This window comes from Streptomyces caeruleatus (assembly GCF_001514235.1).
Taxonomy (GTDB): domain Bacteria; phylum Actinomycetota; class Actinomycetes; order Streptomycetales; family Streptomycetaceae; genus Streptomyces; species Streptomyces caeruleatus.
Genome location: NZ_KQ948945.1, coordinates 4,134 through 19,025 on the forward strand (window position 1 = coordinate 4,134; position 14,892 = coordinate 19,025).

The following is a 14,892-nucleotide window of genomic DNA, read 5'->3' on the forward strand; positions in this document are numbered from 1 at the left end:
ACGTCAGTCGGGGGTGGCCGTGCGGGTCGCGATGCCGTGGAAATGTACGGTCATCGCCCGCTGCGCCCCCTCCACGTCCCGCGCACGCAGGGCGGTCACGATGTCCCGGTGCCAACGGGCAGTGAGATCGGGAGACGGGTCGTCGGGACGCCCCCGGGCACCGGAAACACGCCGGAACACCGTCCAGAACGCGGCCAACAACTGCGGCACGAGATCGTTCCCGAGCGAGGCGTACAGCAGCTCATGGAACTCACGGTCGAGGTCGGGAAAGGACCGCCCCGCCCGCCCCGCCACCTCCATCCGCGCCACCACCGCGTCCAGCCGGTCCAGCTCCCCCTCCGTCACGCTCGCCGCCACCCGCCGGATCAACCCCTCCTCCAGCACCTCCCGCACCTGAAGGATCTCGGCGAGCGCCCCGGAGTCGTCGCGCTCGTGCCGGACCAGCGTGCGAAAGGTCAGCCCGTCGATCAGCGGCGTGAGGGAGGCCTGGCCGACATACGTCCCGTAGCCGTGCCGGATCTCCACGATGTCGAGGGCCTGGAGGGCCTTGAGGGCCTCGCGGACGGAGTTGCGGCTGACGCCGAGGTCGTCCATGAGCTCGGCCTCGGTGGGCAGCAGCGCGCCCGCCTGGAGCCTGCGGTCGATGATCAGCTGCATGACCTGGCGCTGGATCCGGCTGTTCCTGGACTCCGGCTCCTCGGACGTACGACTGTTCCTGGGCTGCCCGGGCATGCGGCGCATCGTACGCGCACCCGGACGTCCCACGTCCCATGTCCGCGCGATACGGACCTGACAGGGGGTCAACTCACGCCATTTCACAGTGTCATTGGTCCGACCTGTGGCAGATGCGCCATTCGTGTGAGATCCCTTGACCGCCCCCACCACCCCACCTATGGTCGCGCTGACCGGGAGGACGTAGGACGTCGTATCTCCTCACCGGCGCACGACGTATCCCTCGCATCCCTCGTATCCCTCGCTGGAGGACCCGTGCGCGACGTGACCCACGACGTGCCGGCGCTGCACCGCCGGTCGTTCCTGAAGTACACCGGCGCGCTGGGCGCGGCCGCCGCCGTCTCCGCGTCGTTGTCGGCCTGTTCGTCGGGGCCCGAGTCCACGAACGAGACCGGCGGAGGCGGTGGCCGGGACCGGACGCTGACCGCAGTGATCGGCTACGGCAACGACGGGAGCTGGGACCCCACCCAGACCGCGTCCGCGTTCTGCATGGCCGCCAACAACCACATCTACGAGGGGCTGCTGGACACCGACCCGATCTCCCGGGAGCCGTACGCGGCGCTCGCCACCCAGGTACCGGCCGACCCGAACGCCACGACCTGGAAGTTCACGCTGCGGGCGGGCGCGAAGTTCCACGACGGGAAGCCCGTCACCGCCGACGACGTCGTCTTCGTCTTCGACCGGATCCTCGACCCGAAGACCCAGACCCTGGCCAAGGGGTTCTTCGCGAGCTGGCTGAAGGAAGTGCGGAAGGTCGACGCGCAGAACGTCGAGCTGGTGCTGAAGTTCCCCTTCCCGGACGGGCTTTCGCGGCTCACCCTCGCCAAGATCATGCCGAAGCACGTGTTCTCGCAGCCGGGCGCCTGGGACGACGCCATCAAGGGCAAGGCGATCGGTTCGGGGCCGTACCGGCAGACCGCGCACCACCCGAAGTCCAACACCACGTTCGAGGCGTTCGCCGACTACAACGGCCCGCGCAAGGCCGCCTTCAAGAAGATGAACTGGCTGACGATCGTGGACGCGGCGCCGCGCGTGGCCCGGATCTCCGGGGCGAGCGCGGGAGCGGTGATCGCCGACAACATCCCGTACGCCAACATCCAGCAGCTGGAGAGCGGCGGGCTCACCGTCGCGGGCGGTGCCGGGATGAACAACCTGTTCCTGATGTTCAACACCAGGCACAAGCCGTTCGACGACGTCCGTGTCCGGCAGGCCCTGCACTACGCCATCGACACCGGCAAGATGATCGAGGTGGCCCTCAAGGGGCACGGGAAGGCGTCCTCGTCCTTCCTCAACGAGGCCAATCCCAGCTACCGGCGCGCGAAGAACGTCTACGACCACGACCCGGACAAGGCGAAGGCGCTGCTGAAGGAGGCCGGGGTCAGCGGTCTCGAGATCGAGATCCTGGCCGTGAACGTGAGCTGGATCGTGGACTGTCTGCCGACCATCAAGGCGTCCTGGGACGCCATCGGGGTCGGGACGACCCTGTCCCCGCAGGAGACCACCGCCGTCTTCACCAAGATGGACCAGAAGCAGGACTACCAGGTCGTCGCCGCCGCCTCGAACCCCAACCAGTTCGGCCTCGACGCCGACCTGATCATGCACTACAACTACGGCCCCGAGAACCTGTGGATGCAGTACACGCGCTGGGCCGACGACTCCGTCGCGAGGGCGCTGTTCAAGGACATGGACCGGGCTACCCGGGAGCCGGACGCCGAGAAGAAGAAGACGATGGTCCAGGACTACATCGACATCGTCGCCGAACAGGCGGTGCTCTACCCGGTCGTCCACAACGAGCTGATGACCGCCTGGAACCCGAAGCAGCTCAGCGGCATAAGGGCACAGCCGTATCCCGGCATCAACCTCCTCCAGGCCAAGTGGGCCTAGGAGCCTGTCCGTGATCGCCGTCGTCAGGCTCCTGGCCCGCCGTGTCGCCCTGCTCGTGCCGCTGATGCTCGGCATCGTGCTGTTCGTGTTCCTGGTCATGCGCTTCTCGGACGTCGACCCGGCGTCCGCGTTCTTCCAGGGCGCCAACCCCACCCCCCAGCAACTGCACGACTTCCGCGAGGAGAACGGCCTGCTGGATCCCCTCCCCGTCCGCTACGCCGCCTTCATCGGCGACCTGCTCCACGGCGACATGGGCATCAGCGCCCTGACCCGGGCGCCGGTCGTCGACCAGGTGATGACCGCGCTGCCGCTCACCCTCCAGCTCACCTTCCTGGGCCTGGGCATCGCGGTCGTCCTGTCGCTGCTGGGCGGCGTGACGGCGGCCATCTACCGCGACCGTCTGCCCGACCAGATCATCCGGGTCGTGTCACTGACGGGCGTTGCCGCACCCGGCTTCTGGCTGGCGCTGCTGATGATCCAGTACCTCGCCGTCGACCTGGGCTGGTTCCCGACCGGCGGCTACATCAACCCGGCGGACTCCGTCACCGGCTGGCTGAAGACCATGACGCTCCCCGCCCTCGCCCTGTCCCTGCCGGTGGCGGCCCAGCTGACCAGGATCGTGCGGACGGCGGTGGTGGAGGAGCTCGACAAGGACTACGTCCGCACGGCGATCGGCAGCGGCCTGCCGCCGCGCGTGGTGGTCGGCCGCAACGTGCTGCGCAACGCCCTCATCAACCCGCTGACCGTGCTCGGACTGCGGGTCGGCTATCTGCTGGGCGGCGCGGTGGTCATCGAGACGATCTTCTCCCTTCCCGGGATGGGGAAGCTGATGATCGACGCGGTGAAGAACGGTGACCCCGCGGTCGTCCAGGGCGTCGTGCTCACCACGGCGACCGGCTTCGTCGTCGTCAACCTCGTCATCGACATCCTGTATCTGCTGGTCAACCCGCGCCTGCGGGAGGCGACATGACGTTCAACCGGAGGCGTCTGGCCGACGCCCTGTCCCGGCCCGGCATCCGGCTGCGCGGCTGGCGCCGGCTGCCGCTGCTGTCGAAGGCGGCCGTCTGCTTCCTGACGGTCGTGGTCCTGCTGGCGCTGTGCGCCCCGCTCCTCGCCCCGCACGACCCGCTGGACCAGCAGCCGCCCGTCGACGGCACCGGGCATCCGTCCGCCGGCCACTGGATGGGCCAGGACAGCCTGGGCCGGGACATCCTCAGCCGGCTGATGTACGGCGCCCGCTGGTCGCTGGCGATCGGGCTCGGCGCGACCGGGCTCGCGCTGGTCGTGGGCGCGCTGATCGGGGCGGTCGCGGCGACCTCCCGCAAGGCGGTCGACGAGACGCTGATGCGCTGCCTGGACGTGGTGATGGCGTTCCCGGGCATCGCGCTGGCCGCCGTCCTCGTGGCCGTGTTCGGCGGCGGGATCACCGTCCTGATCTGCGCCATCGCCTTCCTGTTCACACCGCCGGTGGCGAGGGTCGTCCGGGCGAACGTCCTCGACCAGTACGGCGAGGACTACGTCACGGCGGAACGGGTCATCGGCGCCCGGACGCCCCATATCGTGCTGAGGCACGTGGCGATCAACTGCGCCGCGCCGGTGCTGGTGTTCTGCACGGTCCAGGTGGCGGAGGCGATCGTCTTCGAGGCGTCGCTGTCCTTCATCGGCGCGGGCGTACGGCCGCCGGACCCGTCCTGGGGCAGTGTCATCGCCGACGGCAAGAACATGGTGCTGACCGGCGGCTGGTGGGCGACCGTCTTCCCCGGCCTGCTGATGCTGGTGACGGTGCTCTCGCTGAACATCCTCTCCGAGGGCGTGTCGGACGCCTGGGCGGCGCCCTCGGCACGCGAGGTCGACGTACGGGACGCCGCGGACCGTCTTGAGGCACCGGAGCCGGGCAGCGGAGAGGTACTGCAACTGCCGGGGCTGACGGAGGCGGCGGCGCGGCTGCGGGCCCGGGCACGTCCGTTGCCGCAGGGGCAGCTGCCGGTGCTCGCGGTGGAGCATCTGGCGATCGGCTTCGAGGGGCGTCATGCCGGCGTGGACATCGTCGACGGCATCAGCTTCGAGGTGCAGCCCGGTGAGGTGCTGGGGCTGGTCGGCGAGTCGGGCTGCGGGAAGTCGCTGACCGCGCTCGCGGTGATGGGTCTGGAACCGAAGGGCGCCCGGGTGCGCGGCCATGTCCGGTTCAACCAGCGGCAGTTGGTGGGCGAGCCGATGCGCGTACGCCGCAGGCTGCTGGGCCACGAGATGGCGATGATCTACCAGGACGCCCTGTCGTCCCTGAACCCGGCGATGACGATCCGCTCCCAGCTGGGGCAGGTCGTACGCCGTGGAGGCCGCCGTACCCCGCACGAACTCCTGACGATGGTCGGCCTGGACCCCGACCGCACCCTGCGCAGCTACCCGCACGAACTCTCCGGCGGCCAGCGCCAGCGCGTCCTCATCGCCATGGCCCTGTCCCGCGACCCGAAGCTGATCGTCGCCGACGAGCCGACGACCGCGCTGGACGTCACCGTGCAGGCGCAGATCATAGAGCTGCTGCTGAGGCTGCGGGAGGAGCTGGGCTTCGCCCTGATCCTGGTCTCGCACGACCTCGCGCTGATCGCGGACGTCACCGACCGGGTGGTCGTGATGTACGGCGGGCAGATCGTGGAGACGGGCGTGACCGCGGACCTGGTGGAGTCCCCGGCGCACCACTACACGCGCGGCCTGCTGGGCAGCGTGCTGTCCCTCGAATCGGCGCAGGAGCGGATGACGCAGATCAAGGGCGTCGTCCCCTCCCCCGCGGACTTCCCGGCGGGCTGCCGCTTCGCGGACCGCTGCCCGCTGGCGAGCGAGGTGTGCCGCACGACGGCCCCCGTCCTGACCGGCCCGCCGGCCCACACGGCGGCCTGCCACCACCCGGCGATCCTGCTGGCGCCGACGGATCGCGAGGAGAGCGGGGTCGTCCAGTGAACGCGAAGACGCAGGGCGGTCCGGTGCACTCGCTGGTGCGGCTGTCGGACGCGCACGTCGTGCACAGGGCCCGCAGCGGCGGGCTGTTCACCCGGGACAGGGTGTACGCCCTGACCGGTGCCGATCTCACCGTCGCGGCCGGCGAGACGGTGGGCGTGGTCGGCGAGTCCGGGTGCGGCAAGTCGACGCTGGCGAAGGTGCTGGTGGGAGTGCAGCGGCCGACGGCCGGGACGGTGTCCCTGCGGGGCCGGGACCTGTGGGCGATGAGCCCGGCCGAGCGCAGGACGGCGGTCGGCGCCGGAACCGGGATGATCTTCCAGGACCCGTCGACCGCGCTGAACCACCGTCTGACGATCCGGCAGATCCTGCGGGATCCGCTGGACGTGCACACCCGCGGGACGCGAACCCAACGCGAGGAGCGGGTACGGGAGTTGATGTCCCTGGTCGGCCTGCCCCGGGCCCTCACCGACGCCCTGCCCGGCCAGCTGTCGGGCGGTCAGCGCCAGCGCGTCGCCATCGCCCGGGCGCTGGCCCTGGACCCGGACCTGGTGGTGGCGGACGAGCCGACGAGCGCGCTGGACGTGTCGGTGCGCGCCCAGATCCTGAACCTCCTCCTCGACCTGAAGGAGCGGCTGGGGCTGGCCCTGGTGTTCGTCTCGCACGACATCCAGACGGTACGCCGGATGAGCGACCGGGTGATCACGATGTACCTCGGCCGGATCGTCGAGGAGGCCCCGGCGGGCGGTGTCACCGACGGCTCCCGGCACCCGTACACCCGCGCCCTGTTCTCGGCGACCCCCGGCCTGCTGGACCCGATCGACCCGATCCCGCTGGTCGGTCCGGTCCCGTCGGCGACCCGGCCGCCGAGCGGGTGCCCCTTCCGGACGCGCTGCTGGAAGGCGGACGAGGTGTGTGCGCGGGAGATGCCGGACTTCACGGCCGCGTCGAGCCCGGAGCACCGTTTCAGGTGCCACCATCCGGTGGAGGAGGGCGAGGCCACCCGCGACCTCGTACGACAGAGCAACCTTGCGAAGGAGCCTTGATGACCATCCCCACCCCGCTCACCGGTGTCGTCCCGCCCGTCTGCACCCCCCTGACACCGGACCGCGAGGTGGACGTCCCGTCCCTGCTCAGGCTGGTCGACCACCTGGTGCGGGGCGGGGTGCACGGCCTGTTCGTGCTGGGCTCCTCGTCGGAGGCCGCCTATCTGACGGACCGGCAGCGCAGGCTGGTGGTGGAGTCGGTGACCGGGCACGTGGCCGGTGGGCTGCCCGTCCTGGCCGGTGTGATCGACATGACGACCCCGAGGGTCCTGGACCATGTACGGGACGTCACGGAGGCGGGTGCCGACGCCGTGGTGGCGACGGCCCCCTTCTACGCCCGCACCCACCCCGCCGAGATCGCCCGCCACTACCGCCTGATCGCGGCCGCCTCCCCGGTGCCGGTGGTCGCCTACGACATCCCGTCGGCGGTCCACACCAAGCTCCCCGCCGAGGTCGTCCTCGACCTGGCCGCCGAGGGCGCTCTGGCGGGCCTGAAGGACTCCAGCGGCGACCTCGCCGGCTTCCGCGAGGTCGTCGTCGGCGCCCGCACCCGTTCTGACGTCAAGGACTTCAGCGTGCTGACCGGCTCCGAGCTCGTCGTCGACGCGGCACTGGAGGTGGGCGCGGACGGGGCGGTGCCGGGACTGGCCAACGTCGACCCGCACGGCTACGTCCGCCTCGACCGCCTGTACCGGTCCGGCGACCTGGAGTCGGCCCGGGCCGAACAGGAGCGGCTGTGCGGGCTGTTCGGCATGGTGAGGGTCGGCGATCCCGGCCGGATGGGCGGCAGCTCGTCGGCGCTGGGCGCGTTCAAGGCGGCGCTGCGTCTGCGCGGGGTCATCGACTGCGCGGCGACGGCGGAGCCCCAGGTGCCGCTGTCGGCGGCCGAGGTGGAGCGGGTCGGGAAGTACCTCGCGGGGGCCGGGCTGCTGTAACCGGCCCGGCCCCCGCGTCCCCCGTTCCCCGTCCCTCCGGTTTCGGCAGCCGGTACGAGTCGCTGGTCGCCGTGCAGCGGCCGTGCGACGAGGTCGCGCCCCAGGAGACGACGCTGGTGCCGCTCGGCGGGAACACCTTCCGGATCCGCTGGTACCACCCCGACCACGGCCCCGGCTGTCTGACGGCCCTGGCCGAGGGGGCGGGCGCCGGGCTGCTGGAGCCGTGGGACGACTGCGGGCGGACGACCCCGTTCCGTGTCGAGCCGGCCGGGCCCGACGGAAGCCGGCGGTACTCTCTGCGCGTCGACGGCCGGGGCTGCGTGGCCATCAGGGACGCGGACACCGCCGAGGGCGCCGAGGCCGTGGTGGTGCCGTGCCGTCCGAAGGACAGTCAGGCCTTCGTCATCCGGTCGGCACCGTGACGGCCCCTGCCCCTGCCCCTGCCCCGGCCCCGACCCCCTGCGGCCCGTCGGCCGGCAGCCGCCGGAACTCGATCGACTCGTACGGCCCCGCCACCCCCGTCTCGTACAGGATGCCGACCGTCCGCCGGCCGAGCGGCACCAGGTCCGAGTACGCCGCCCGCTGCCGGGACAGCGTCAGCGCCTTGGTGAAGGTCGCCCCGCCGTCCGTGCTGCGCCACACGGCCATCGACTGACGGGCGGTGGGCACGGACGGGCCCGAGAACAGCAACGGGCCGTCACGGCCGGGGAGTTGGAGGACGCTGCCCTCCACCACGGGCACGTCGTTCAACGAGGGCTGGACCGTGTACGGGCGGTCCAGGGTCTGTCCGCCGTCGCTGGAGACGCTGTCGAGCCGGTTCCCGGCGCTCGTGCCGAGCTGGTCGCGGGAGTTGAAGTACAGCCTGCCGTCCGGGAGTTCGGCGGCGGTGGACTCGTTGGCGTTGCTGTAGCCGTCGTAGGTGTCGTCCACGAAGCCGGTCCGCCAGGAGCGTCCGCCGTCGTCGCTGAAGATGGCGTGTGCGCCGTAGTACCTGGCCTCCTGACCCGTGTCGGAAGACCCGCTCGCCGGGGCCACCGAGTGGTTCGACGGGACGACCAGCCGTCCCGCGTGCCTGCCGCGGGTGAGTGCGACCGCATGGCCGGGGCCGGTCGCGTACCAGCGCCAGTTCGCCGGCTTCACCTGCCCCGTGATGTCGCGTGGCGGCGTGAAGTGCCGCCCGTCGTCCGCGCTCCGCTGCACGAACACCCGACGGCTCTGCTCCGCCGTCACCTCGCCCCGCATTATCTGCGCCTCCGTCACGTCCCCGCTGTTGTAGGACGTGACCAGCACGACCGCGCCGGTGGCCGGGTCGACGACCGGCGCCGGGTTGCCCCGCGTGTCCCCCTCCCCGGCGGCGACCACCGTCAGCGGGCCCCAGGTGCAGCCGCCGTCGGGGGAGCGTCTGAGGACGACATCGATGTCGCCGGTGTCGCCCGCGCCGTCGTGCCGGCCCTCGGCGAAGGCCAGGACCGTGCCGCGCGGGGTGGTGAGGGTCGCCGGGATGCGGTACGTGTCGTAGCCGCCCTCGCCCGAGACGTACGGGACGGAGGACGCGCAGCCGGGGTCCGCCGAGGCGGTGCCGGTCGTCGTGAGCGGGGTGGTCAGGAGGACTGCGGTGACTAGGTATGTACGACCGAGTGTGCGGCTCAGGATGGCCATCGAGTTCCCTCGAGCTCCCTTGACGGAGTGTCAGCATCGACCTGTCCGTCACAGGCTTCCCGGTGTCACCATCCCCGACTCGTACGCCACGATGACCAGCTGCGCCCGGTCCCGTGCCCCGAGCTTGCCCATGATGCGGCTGACGTGGGTCTTCGCCGTGAGCGGGCTGAGCCCCAACGCCTCGGCGACCTCCGTGTTGTTGAGGCCGCGCGCGACCAGGGCCAGCACCTCGCGCTCGCGTTCGGAGAGGCATTCGGGTCCGGCCGCCGTGGGTGCGGAGGGGCTGCGCAGGAACCGCTCGATCAGCCGTGCGGTCGGGCCGGGCGACAGCAGCGCCTCCCCCGCGGCCACCGTGCGGATCGCGTCGAGGAGTTCGGCCGGGCGGGTGTCCTTGACGAGGAACCCGGAGGCACCGGCGCGCAGCGCGTCCACGATGTTCTCGTCGGTGTCGTAGGTGGTCAGGACCAGGACCCGCACCCCGGCGAGGTCGTCGTCCGCCGCGATCAGCCGGGTCGCCTCGATGCCGTCGAGGTCGGGCATGCGGATGTCCATGACGACGAGGTCGGCGCGGGCGCTGCGGGCCAGTTCCGCGGCCTGCCGGCCGGTGGCCGCCTGGCCGACGACCGCCATGTCCGGGGCCGACTCGACCAGCATGGCGAACGCCTCCCGTACGAGCGTCTGGTCGTCCGCGAGCAGGACGCGGATCATCGGTCTCCTCCCCCGTCGGTGACGAGGCCGGCGCCGACCGGCAGCACGGCGCTCACCTCGAAACCCCCCTTGTCACGCGGTCCGGCGTCGAGTGTGCCACCGACGCTGCGCGCCCGCTCCCGCATACCGACCAGACCGTAGCCGTTGCCCTGTGTGCCGGCGGCGGGGCAGGGACCGTCGTCGGTGACGGACAGGTGCAGGGCGCCGCGCTCCTCGTACAGCTCGACCCGTACGGCCGGTCCGGGGCCCGCGTGCCGGACGACGTTCGTCAGCGCCTCCTGCACGATCCGGTACGCGGCCGCCCCGACGGCGGGCGGCGCGCGGCGCACCCGTACCGTCGACTCGACCCGCGCCCCCGCCAGCCGTGCCGCCGCCACCAGGTCCGGCACGCCGTCGAGGCCGGGCAGCGGGCCGCGTGCCTCACCCTCGACGCCCTGTTCGCGCAGCACCTCCAGCGTCGTACGGAGTTCGCCGCGGGCCGTGCGGCAGGTCTCGGCGATGTCGTCGAGGGACTTGGCGACGGACCGGCGGTCCAGCCGTTCCGGGTCCGCCGCGAGGACGTGTGCGGCCACCGACGTCCGCACGCCGATGACGGTGATGCTGTGGGCCAGCAGGTCGTGCAGGTCGCGGGCGATGCGCAGGCGTTCCTCGGCGACACGGCGGCGGGCCTCCTCCTCGCGGGTGCGTTCCGCGCGCTCGGCGCGTTCGACGATGGAGGCCACGTACTGGCGGTAGTAGCGGACGTCGATGCCGCAGAAGAGGAACGCGAAGACCCAGCCCGAGATCCGCAGGAGCTCCATCGTCCCGTCGGGGTTGGTGAGGGCGTTGAGGAGCAGGGTCACGCCGAGGACGGCGACGCCGCTGAGCAGGGTGCGGCGCACCGTGCCGGTCGCCGCGACCGTGTACAGCACCACCATGGTCGCGAAGATCGGCGCGGAGTGGTTGTTCTCCAGCGCGTGGTACGGGGCGATGCAGAGCATGACCGCGAGCAGCACCAGCAGCGGACGGCTGCGCCGCCACACCAGCGGTATGTGGGCGGCCAACAGCAGGGTCCAGCCGAGCGCGTCGGGCCGCATCACCTGGTCGCCGAGCAACGCGAGGGCGGTGGCGAGGACGGCCCAGGCGAGGGCCAGCAGCGCGTCGTTGCGGGTGCGGTGCGGGGCGGTCAGGGGGTCGCGGTTGATGGCGGCCATGACCCGCTCGCCGACGCGGGGCCGCTGGGCTGTCGTGGTTGCCTGCACGGGGTTCATCTTCCGGGACGGCGGCGCCCCTCCGTCAGGGGAGGGGCGCCGGTCGGTCAGGGGACGGGTACGGCCATGGGCTCCGGTTCCTTCGGCGGGACGGGCGGCCGGGGCCCGCCGGGTTCGCGGGAGAGCCGGCCCGGCCACCACACCCTGCGGCCCAGGGCGACGCTCGCGCTGGTCACCAGGTAGGTGCGCACCAGGAACGTGTCGAGCAGCACGCCCACCGCGATGACGAAGCCCAGCTCGACGAGCGGCACCAGCGGCATGCTGGTGAGCACCGCGAAGGTGGCGGCGAGGACGAGCCCGGCGGAGGCGATGACACCGCCCGTCGTGCGCAGCGCGGTGAGCGCGGCCGCCGCCGGTTCGGCGCCGCTCAGGCACTCCTCGCGCATCCGGTGCATCAGGAAGATGCCGTAGTCGACGCCGAGCGCGACCAGGAACACGAAGGACAGCAGGCCCAGTCCCGGATCGGTGCCCTCGAAGCCGAAGAGCGGCTCGAAGACAAGCCCGCCGATGCCGAGCGCCGCGCCCCACACCGCGACCACGGCCGCCACCAGGATCAGCGGCGCGACGACCGAGCGCAGCAGGGCGACCAGGATCAGCAGCACGGACAGCAGCACGATCGGCACGACGACCATCCGGTCGCGCGCGTTGGTGTCCTTCAGGTCGATCTGCTCGGCGCTCGCCCCGCCGACGTAGGAGCCGTCGAGCCGGTCGCGCAGGGCCTCGATGGTGGCGGTCTCCCCGGCGGACTGGGGCGGTGCGGTGGCGAGGACGGAGATCTCGGTCCAGCCGTCTCCGGTACGGCCTTCCCGAGCGCTGTCGACACCGCGGGTGCCGCGGATCGAGGCCAGGGTCTCGTCGGCCCGCTCCTGCGGCGTGATGACGCTGATGGGCTGGGTGCCCCGCTGGGGGTAGGCGGCGGCGAGGGTCTCCATGGCGGCGACGGCGTCGGGCTTGCTGGTGAAGGAGTCCTCCTGCTTGAGGCTGCCGGGCAGGTTCAGGACGCCGAGCGCGAGCGCGCCCAGCAGGACGGCGCCGGCGGCGAGGACGGTCAGCGGGCGGCGTTCGGCGGAGCCGCCCATCGCCGTGAACAGGGACCGGCGGGCCTTGGGCCTGCTGCCGTAGCGGGGCACGAGCGGCCAGAACACGCGGCGGCCCAGCAGGACGAGGATCGCGGGCAGCAGCGTCAGCATCGCGGCGAGCGCGCACAGCACACCCACGGTGCCGAGCGGGCCCATGCCCCGGCTGGAGTTGAGGTCGGCGGCGAGCAGGCACAGCAGTCCGGCGGCGACGGTGCCGGAGGAGGCGAGCACGGCGGGCCCGCAGCCCTTGAGCGCGGCGACCATGGCGTCGTACGGCCGCTCGATCCGCCGTAGCTCCTCCCGGTACCGGGAGACGAGCAGCAGTGCGTAGTCCGTCCCCGCCCCGAACACGAGAATGGTCATGATCCCGGAGCTCTGGCCGGAAACCGACGTCCCGAACCCCTGGTTGAGGCCGTAGGCGACGCCCATCGACAGATAGTCGGCCATGCCGGCGACGGCGAGCGGGACCAGCCAGAGGAACGGGCTGCGGTAGATGAGGATCAGCAGCAGCGCGACCACGGCGGCGGTGGTGTAGAGCAGCGGTCCGTCGAGCGAGTCGTAGACCTCGCTCGCGTCGGTGGCGAGCGCGCCCGACCCGCCGACGTCGACGCTCAGCCCGTCGCCGCCCCGCGCGATGTCCCGTACGTCGCCCACGAGCGCGTCCCGCGCCTTCTCGTCCTGCCCCGGCTCGGTGCTGGCGACCGGGTACATCAGGGTGGCGCCGTCCTTGGACGGGATGCCCTGCGGCTCACCGGTGAGCCGATGAGCGCCGGCGATCCGCTCGATCTGCGCGGCGGCGGCCGCCCGGTCCCGTGCGGTCAGCCCACCGTCCCGGTGATAGACGACGATCATCTCGGTCGCCTCGCCACCCGGCAGCCGGTCCTCGATCCTGGCCACCTGCGTGGAGTCGGCGCTCGCCGGCAGATAGTCGACGGCCCGGTCCCGCTGCACGTCCGCGAGCTTCGACGCGAACGGCGACGCGAGCGCGAGCACGGCGATCCACAACCCCAGCACGAGCCAGGGCACGGCCCGCCTGCGCCGTGTACTTGTCCTTGCGGCCCCCATGAGACGGGCCCCCCTCCGGGTCGGGTGTCTGGGTCGGTTTCCAGACTTCCGGCGCCGGGGTGCGGATTCGTCGGGCGGGAGGGCGAGTTGGGGCCTACTGCCGGGGTCGGCACGACGGCGCGACTACTCCCCGGGGAGTACGGCGGAACGGAGCACCTGAGTATCCGTACTCAGGCCCCGGCCCCCACATCCCGGCGATGCTGGCCCGCATGACCGCCCCCGCCGGCCTCCCGCACTTCCGCGGCGCCAATGTGCCGCCCCCGCCCACCGGACGCCCGCACCTGCACATCGCCGCGGACATCGCCCTGGCGGTCGGGCTGCTGGTCCTCGACGCCGTCGGGGCGGTCGCGGCCTTCCTGCTCGGCATCGACGTCAGCGGCGACTGGCAGCCCTTCGACCCGGGCGCGGACAACTCCGACGTCGTCTTCACGGTCGACTGGCTCTACGTGGGCATCGCCGGCGGCGTGGTCCTGCTGACCGCCGCGCTGCCGTACCTGCTGCGCGCCGTCGTCAGCGTGGCGCTGCAGGTGCTCGTCGGCACGGTCGTCCTGGTCGTCGCGGCCGCGGCGTACCGCTGACGTCCGGGGCCACGACGGCTACGAGGGCGTCCGGGCCGCCGCTGCCAGCAGGCGGGGCACATCCTCCGCGCCGATGGTGAGGGCGGCGCCGACCGTCGCCAAGACGTCGCGTTCGGCGGGGGTGTACGGGCCGTCAGCCAGGGCGATCCGCGCCCCCTGGAGCAGGATCGACTCCCGGCCGGGCGGTGCGAGGTGCGGGGCCAGCGGGTCCAGCGCCTCGTGGAGCTCTATGGCCAGCCCGGCGCCGCAGGGCTCGGAGAAGACGCGTCCGGTGTCCGCCGCGAGGGCCTCGACCAGGGCGTTGAGCTGTTCCCCCGTGCAGTCGTCGAAGCCGGCCGCGCGCACCGTGACCGCCGCCGTCTCCAGGGCCGGCCGGGCACAGGTGCCGCCCGCCGCCAGCACCGCGAGGGCGACGGTGTGGACGGCGTCGCGGAGCATCGCGGAGAACCGGGTGGTGGTCGGATGGTCGAGCACGTCGGTGCCGAAGTGCCGCTGACAGGCCGCGCACTCCACGACGGGCCCGGTCTCACCGCGCGGCAGCACCGGCAGCCCGAGGAAGGTGAAGCGGCGATGCCCGCTCAGCCGCTGGTAGTTGCGGTCGCCCCCGCAGCCCGGGCAGAAGAACTCCCCGTCCCCGACGGCCGACCACGCGGTGCGGGTGCCCAGGATGCGCGCAGCCCTGGCAGCACGGCCGTCTCGTCCCCGTCCTGGCAGCACGTCGCACCTCCGTAAGCCCACGGCAACGTCGCCGCGCTTGCGTGATGTTAGCCACATCATGGACGCGCAGTCAGTACCCCGAACGAGACCTTTCCGTGACCTGCACAGGTCAATGGCTGGAAATGAGCGGACCCCGCCCACCGAAATACGGCGGACGGGGCCTTCAAACGCCGGGCGCAGCAGCGCCGCCAGGGGCGCGGGGAACTGCGCGACCAGCCACAACGGCGCTGCAGACGACCGACAACACATCGCGGCACATCCGTAGTCGCACCGCTCCCCCACGGAGG

Annotated in this window: 13 protein-coding genes; 7 read left to right on the top strand and 6 right to left on the bottom strand. The window is 72.1% G+C overall.

The window, feature by feature from the left end; all coding sequences use genetic code 11:
* Nucleotides 1–3: 3 nt before the first annotated feature.
* Complete coding sequence (locus AQJ67_RS40495; protein WP_062724516.1) at nucleotides 4–732, bottom strand: FadR/GntR family transcriptional regulator; 729 nt, start codon at nucleotides 730–732, stop codon at nucleotides 4–6.
* 255 nt (nucleotides 733–987) lie between these two features.
* Between AQJ67_RS40495 and AQJ67_RS40500 the strand changes: the two genes are divergently transcribed.
* From AQJ67_RS40500 to AQJ67_RS40525, 6 genes are all read left to right on the top strand, one after another.
* Nucleotides 988–2,616 carry an ABC transporter substrate-binding protein gene (locus AQJ67_RS40500; protein ID WP_062724517.1) on the top strand — a complete coding sequence of 543 codons (1,629 nt, stop codon included), beginning with the start codon at nucleotides 988–990 and terminating at the stop codon, nucleotides 2,614–2,616.
* A gap of 10 nt (nucleotides 2,617–2,626) precedes the next feature.
* Complete coding sequence (locus AQJ67_RS40505; RefSeq protein WP_062724518.1) at nucleotides 2,627–3,586, top strand: ABC transporter permease; 960 nt, start codon at nucleotides 2,627–2,629, stop codon at nucleotides 3,584–3,586.
* Nucleotides 3,583–5,571: a dipeptide/oligopeptide/nickel ABC transporter permease/ATP-binding protein gene (locus AQJ67_RS40510; protein ID WP_062724519.1), complete on the top strand. Its 1,989-nt coding sequence runs from the start codon at nucleotides 3,583–3,585 to the stop codon at nucleotides 5,569–5,571. The genes AQJ67_RS40505 and AQJ67_RS40510 overlap by 4 nt, the downstream gene beginning before the upstream one ends.
* Nucleotides 5,572–5,594: 23 nt before the next feature.
* Nucleotides 5,595–6,614: an oligopeptide/dipeptide ABC transporter ATP-binding protein gene (locus tag AQJ67_RS40515; protein WP_062724671.1), complete on the top strand. Its 1,020-nt coding sequence runs from the start codon at nucleotides 5,595–5,597 to the stop codon at nucleotides 6,612–6,614.
* Nucleotides 6,614–7,549, top strand: coding sequence for a dihydrodipicolinate synthase family protein (locus tag AQJ67_RS40520; protein WP_062724520.1), 936 nt, complete (start codon nucleotides 6,614–6,616; stop codon nucleotides 7,547–7,549). Before AQJ67_RS40515 ends, AQJ67_RS40520 begins: the two co-directional genes overlap by 1 nt.
* A gap of 71 nt (nucleotides 7,550–7,620) precedes the next feature.
* A complete protein-coding gene (locus AQJ67_RS40525) occupies nucleotides 7,621–7,971 on the top strand; it encodes an RICIN domain-containing protein (RefSeq protein ID WP_062724521.1) in 351 nt (116 codons plus the stop codon).
* On the opposite strand, the gene AQJ67_RS40530 is transcribed toward AQJ67_RS40525, so the two are convergent.
* From AQJ67_RS40530 to AQJ67_RS40545, 4 genes are read right to left on the bottom strand one after another with little or no spacing between them, the layout of a single operon-like run.
* Nucleotides 7,952–9,208 carry a sialidase family protein gene (locus AQJ67_RS40530; protein ID WP_062724522.1) on the bottom strand — a complete coding sequence of 419 codons (1,257 nt, stop codon included), beginning with the start codon at nucleotides 9,206–9,208 and terminating at the stop codon, nucleotides 7,952–7,954. The genes AQJ67_RS40525 and AQJ67_RS40530 overlap by 20 nt on opposite strands.
* A 48-nt stretch (nucleotides 9,209–9,256) precedes the next feature.
* Nucleotides 9,257–9,916: a response regulator gene (locus AQJ67_RS40535; protein ID WP_062724523.1), complete on the bottom strand. Its 660-nt coding sequence runs from the start codon at nucleotides 9,914–9,916 to the stop codon at nucleotides 9,257–9,259.
* On the bottom strand, nucleotides 9,913–11,166 hold the full coding sequence (locus AQJ67_RS40540; RefSeq protein ID WP_079056496.1) for a sensor histidine kinase: 1,254 nt from the start codon (nucleotides 11,164–11,166) through the stop codon (nucleotides 9,913–9,915). Before AQJ67_RS40540 ends, AQJ67_RS40535 begins: the two co-directional genes overlap by 4 nt.
* A 47-nt stretch (nucleotides 11,167–11,213) precedes the next feature.
* The gene (locus tag AQJ67_RS40545) at nucleotides 11,214–13,310 is read right to left on the bottom strand and encodes an MMPL family transporter (protein WP_079056497.1); all 2,097 of its coding nucleotides are present in this window, start codon (nucleotides 13,308–13,310) and stop codon (nucleotides 11,214–11,216) included.
* Between the two features lie 209 nt (nucleotides 13,311–13,519).
* Between AQJ67_RS40545 and AQJ67_RS40550 the strand changes: the two genes are divergently transcribed.
* Entirely contained in the window at nucleotides 13,520–13,888 is a 369-nt protein-coding gene (locus AQJ67_RS40550) for a DUF6234 family protein (RefSeq protein ID WP_062724525.1), read from the top strand.
* Between the two features lie 18 nt (nucleotides 13,889–13,906).
* On the opposite strand, the gene AQJ67_RS40555 is transcribed toward AQJ67_RS40550, so the two are convergent.
* Nucleotides 13,907–14,605: a TerB family tellurite resistance protein gene (locus AQJ67_RS40555; RefSeq protein ID WP_062724526.1), complete on the bottom strand. Its 699-nt coding sequence runs from the start codon at nucleotides 14,603–14,605 to the stop codon at nucleotides 13,907–13,909.
* Nucleotides 14,606–14,892 lie beyond the last annotated feature (287 nt).

What these genes read in the sequence shown, in the direction of transcription:
- AQJ67_RS40530 (WP_062724522.1), bottom strand. Translation starts at nt 9,208, where the DNA reads ATGGCCATCCTGAGCCGCACACTCGGTCGTACATACCTAGTCACCGCA.
- AQJ67_RS40540 (WP_079056496.1), bottom strand. Translation starts at nt 11,166, where the DNA reads ATGAACCCCGTGCAGGCAACCACGACAGCCCAGCGGCCCCGCGTCGGC.
- AQJ67_RS40520 (WP_062724520.1), top strand. Translation starts at nt 6,614, where the DNA reads ATGACCATCCCCACCCCGCTCACCGGTGTCGTCCCGCCCGTCTGCACC.
- AQJ67_RS40535 (WP_062724523.1), bottom strand. Translation starts at nt 9,916, where the DNA reads ATGATCCGCGTCCTGCTCGCGGACGACCAGACGCTCGTACGGGAGGCG.
- AQJ67_RS40510 (WP_062724519.1), top strand. Translation starts at nt 3,583, where the DNA reads ATGACGTTCAACCGGAGGCGTCTGGCCGACGCCCTGTCCCGGCCCGGC.
- AQJ67_RS40550 (WP_062724525.1), top strand. Translation starts at nt 13,520, where the DNA reads ATGACCGCCCCCGCCGGCCTCCCGCACTTCCGCGGCGCCAATGTGCCG.
- AQJ67_RS40545 (WP_079056497.1), bottom strand. Translation starts at nt 13,310, where the DNA reads ATGGGGGCCGCAAGGACAAGTACACGGCGCAGGCGGGCCGTGCCCTGG.
- AQJ67_RS40495 (WP_062724516.1), bottom strand. Translation starts at nt 732, where the DNA reads ATGCCCGGGCAGCCCAGGAACAGTCGTACGTCCGAGGAGCCGGAGTCC.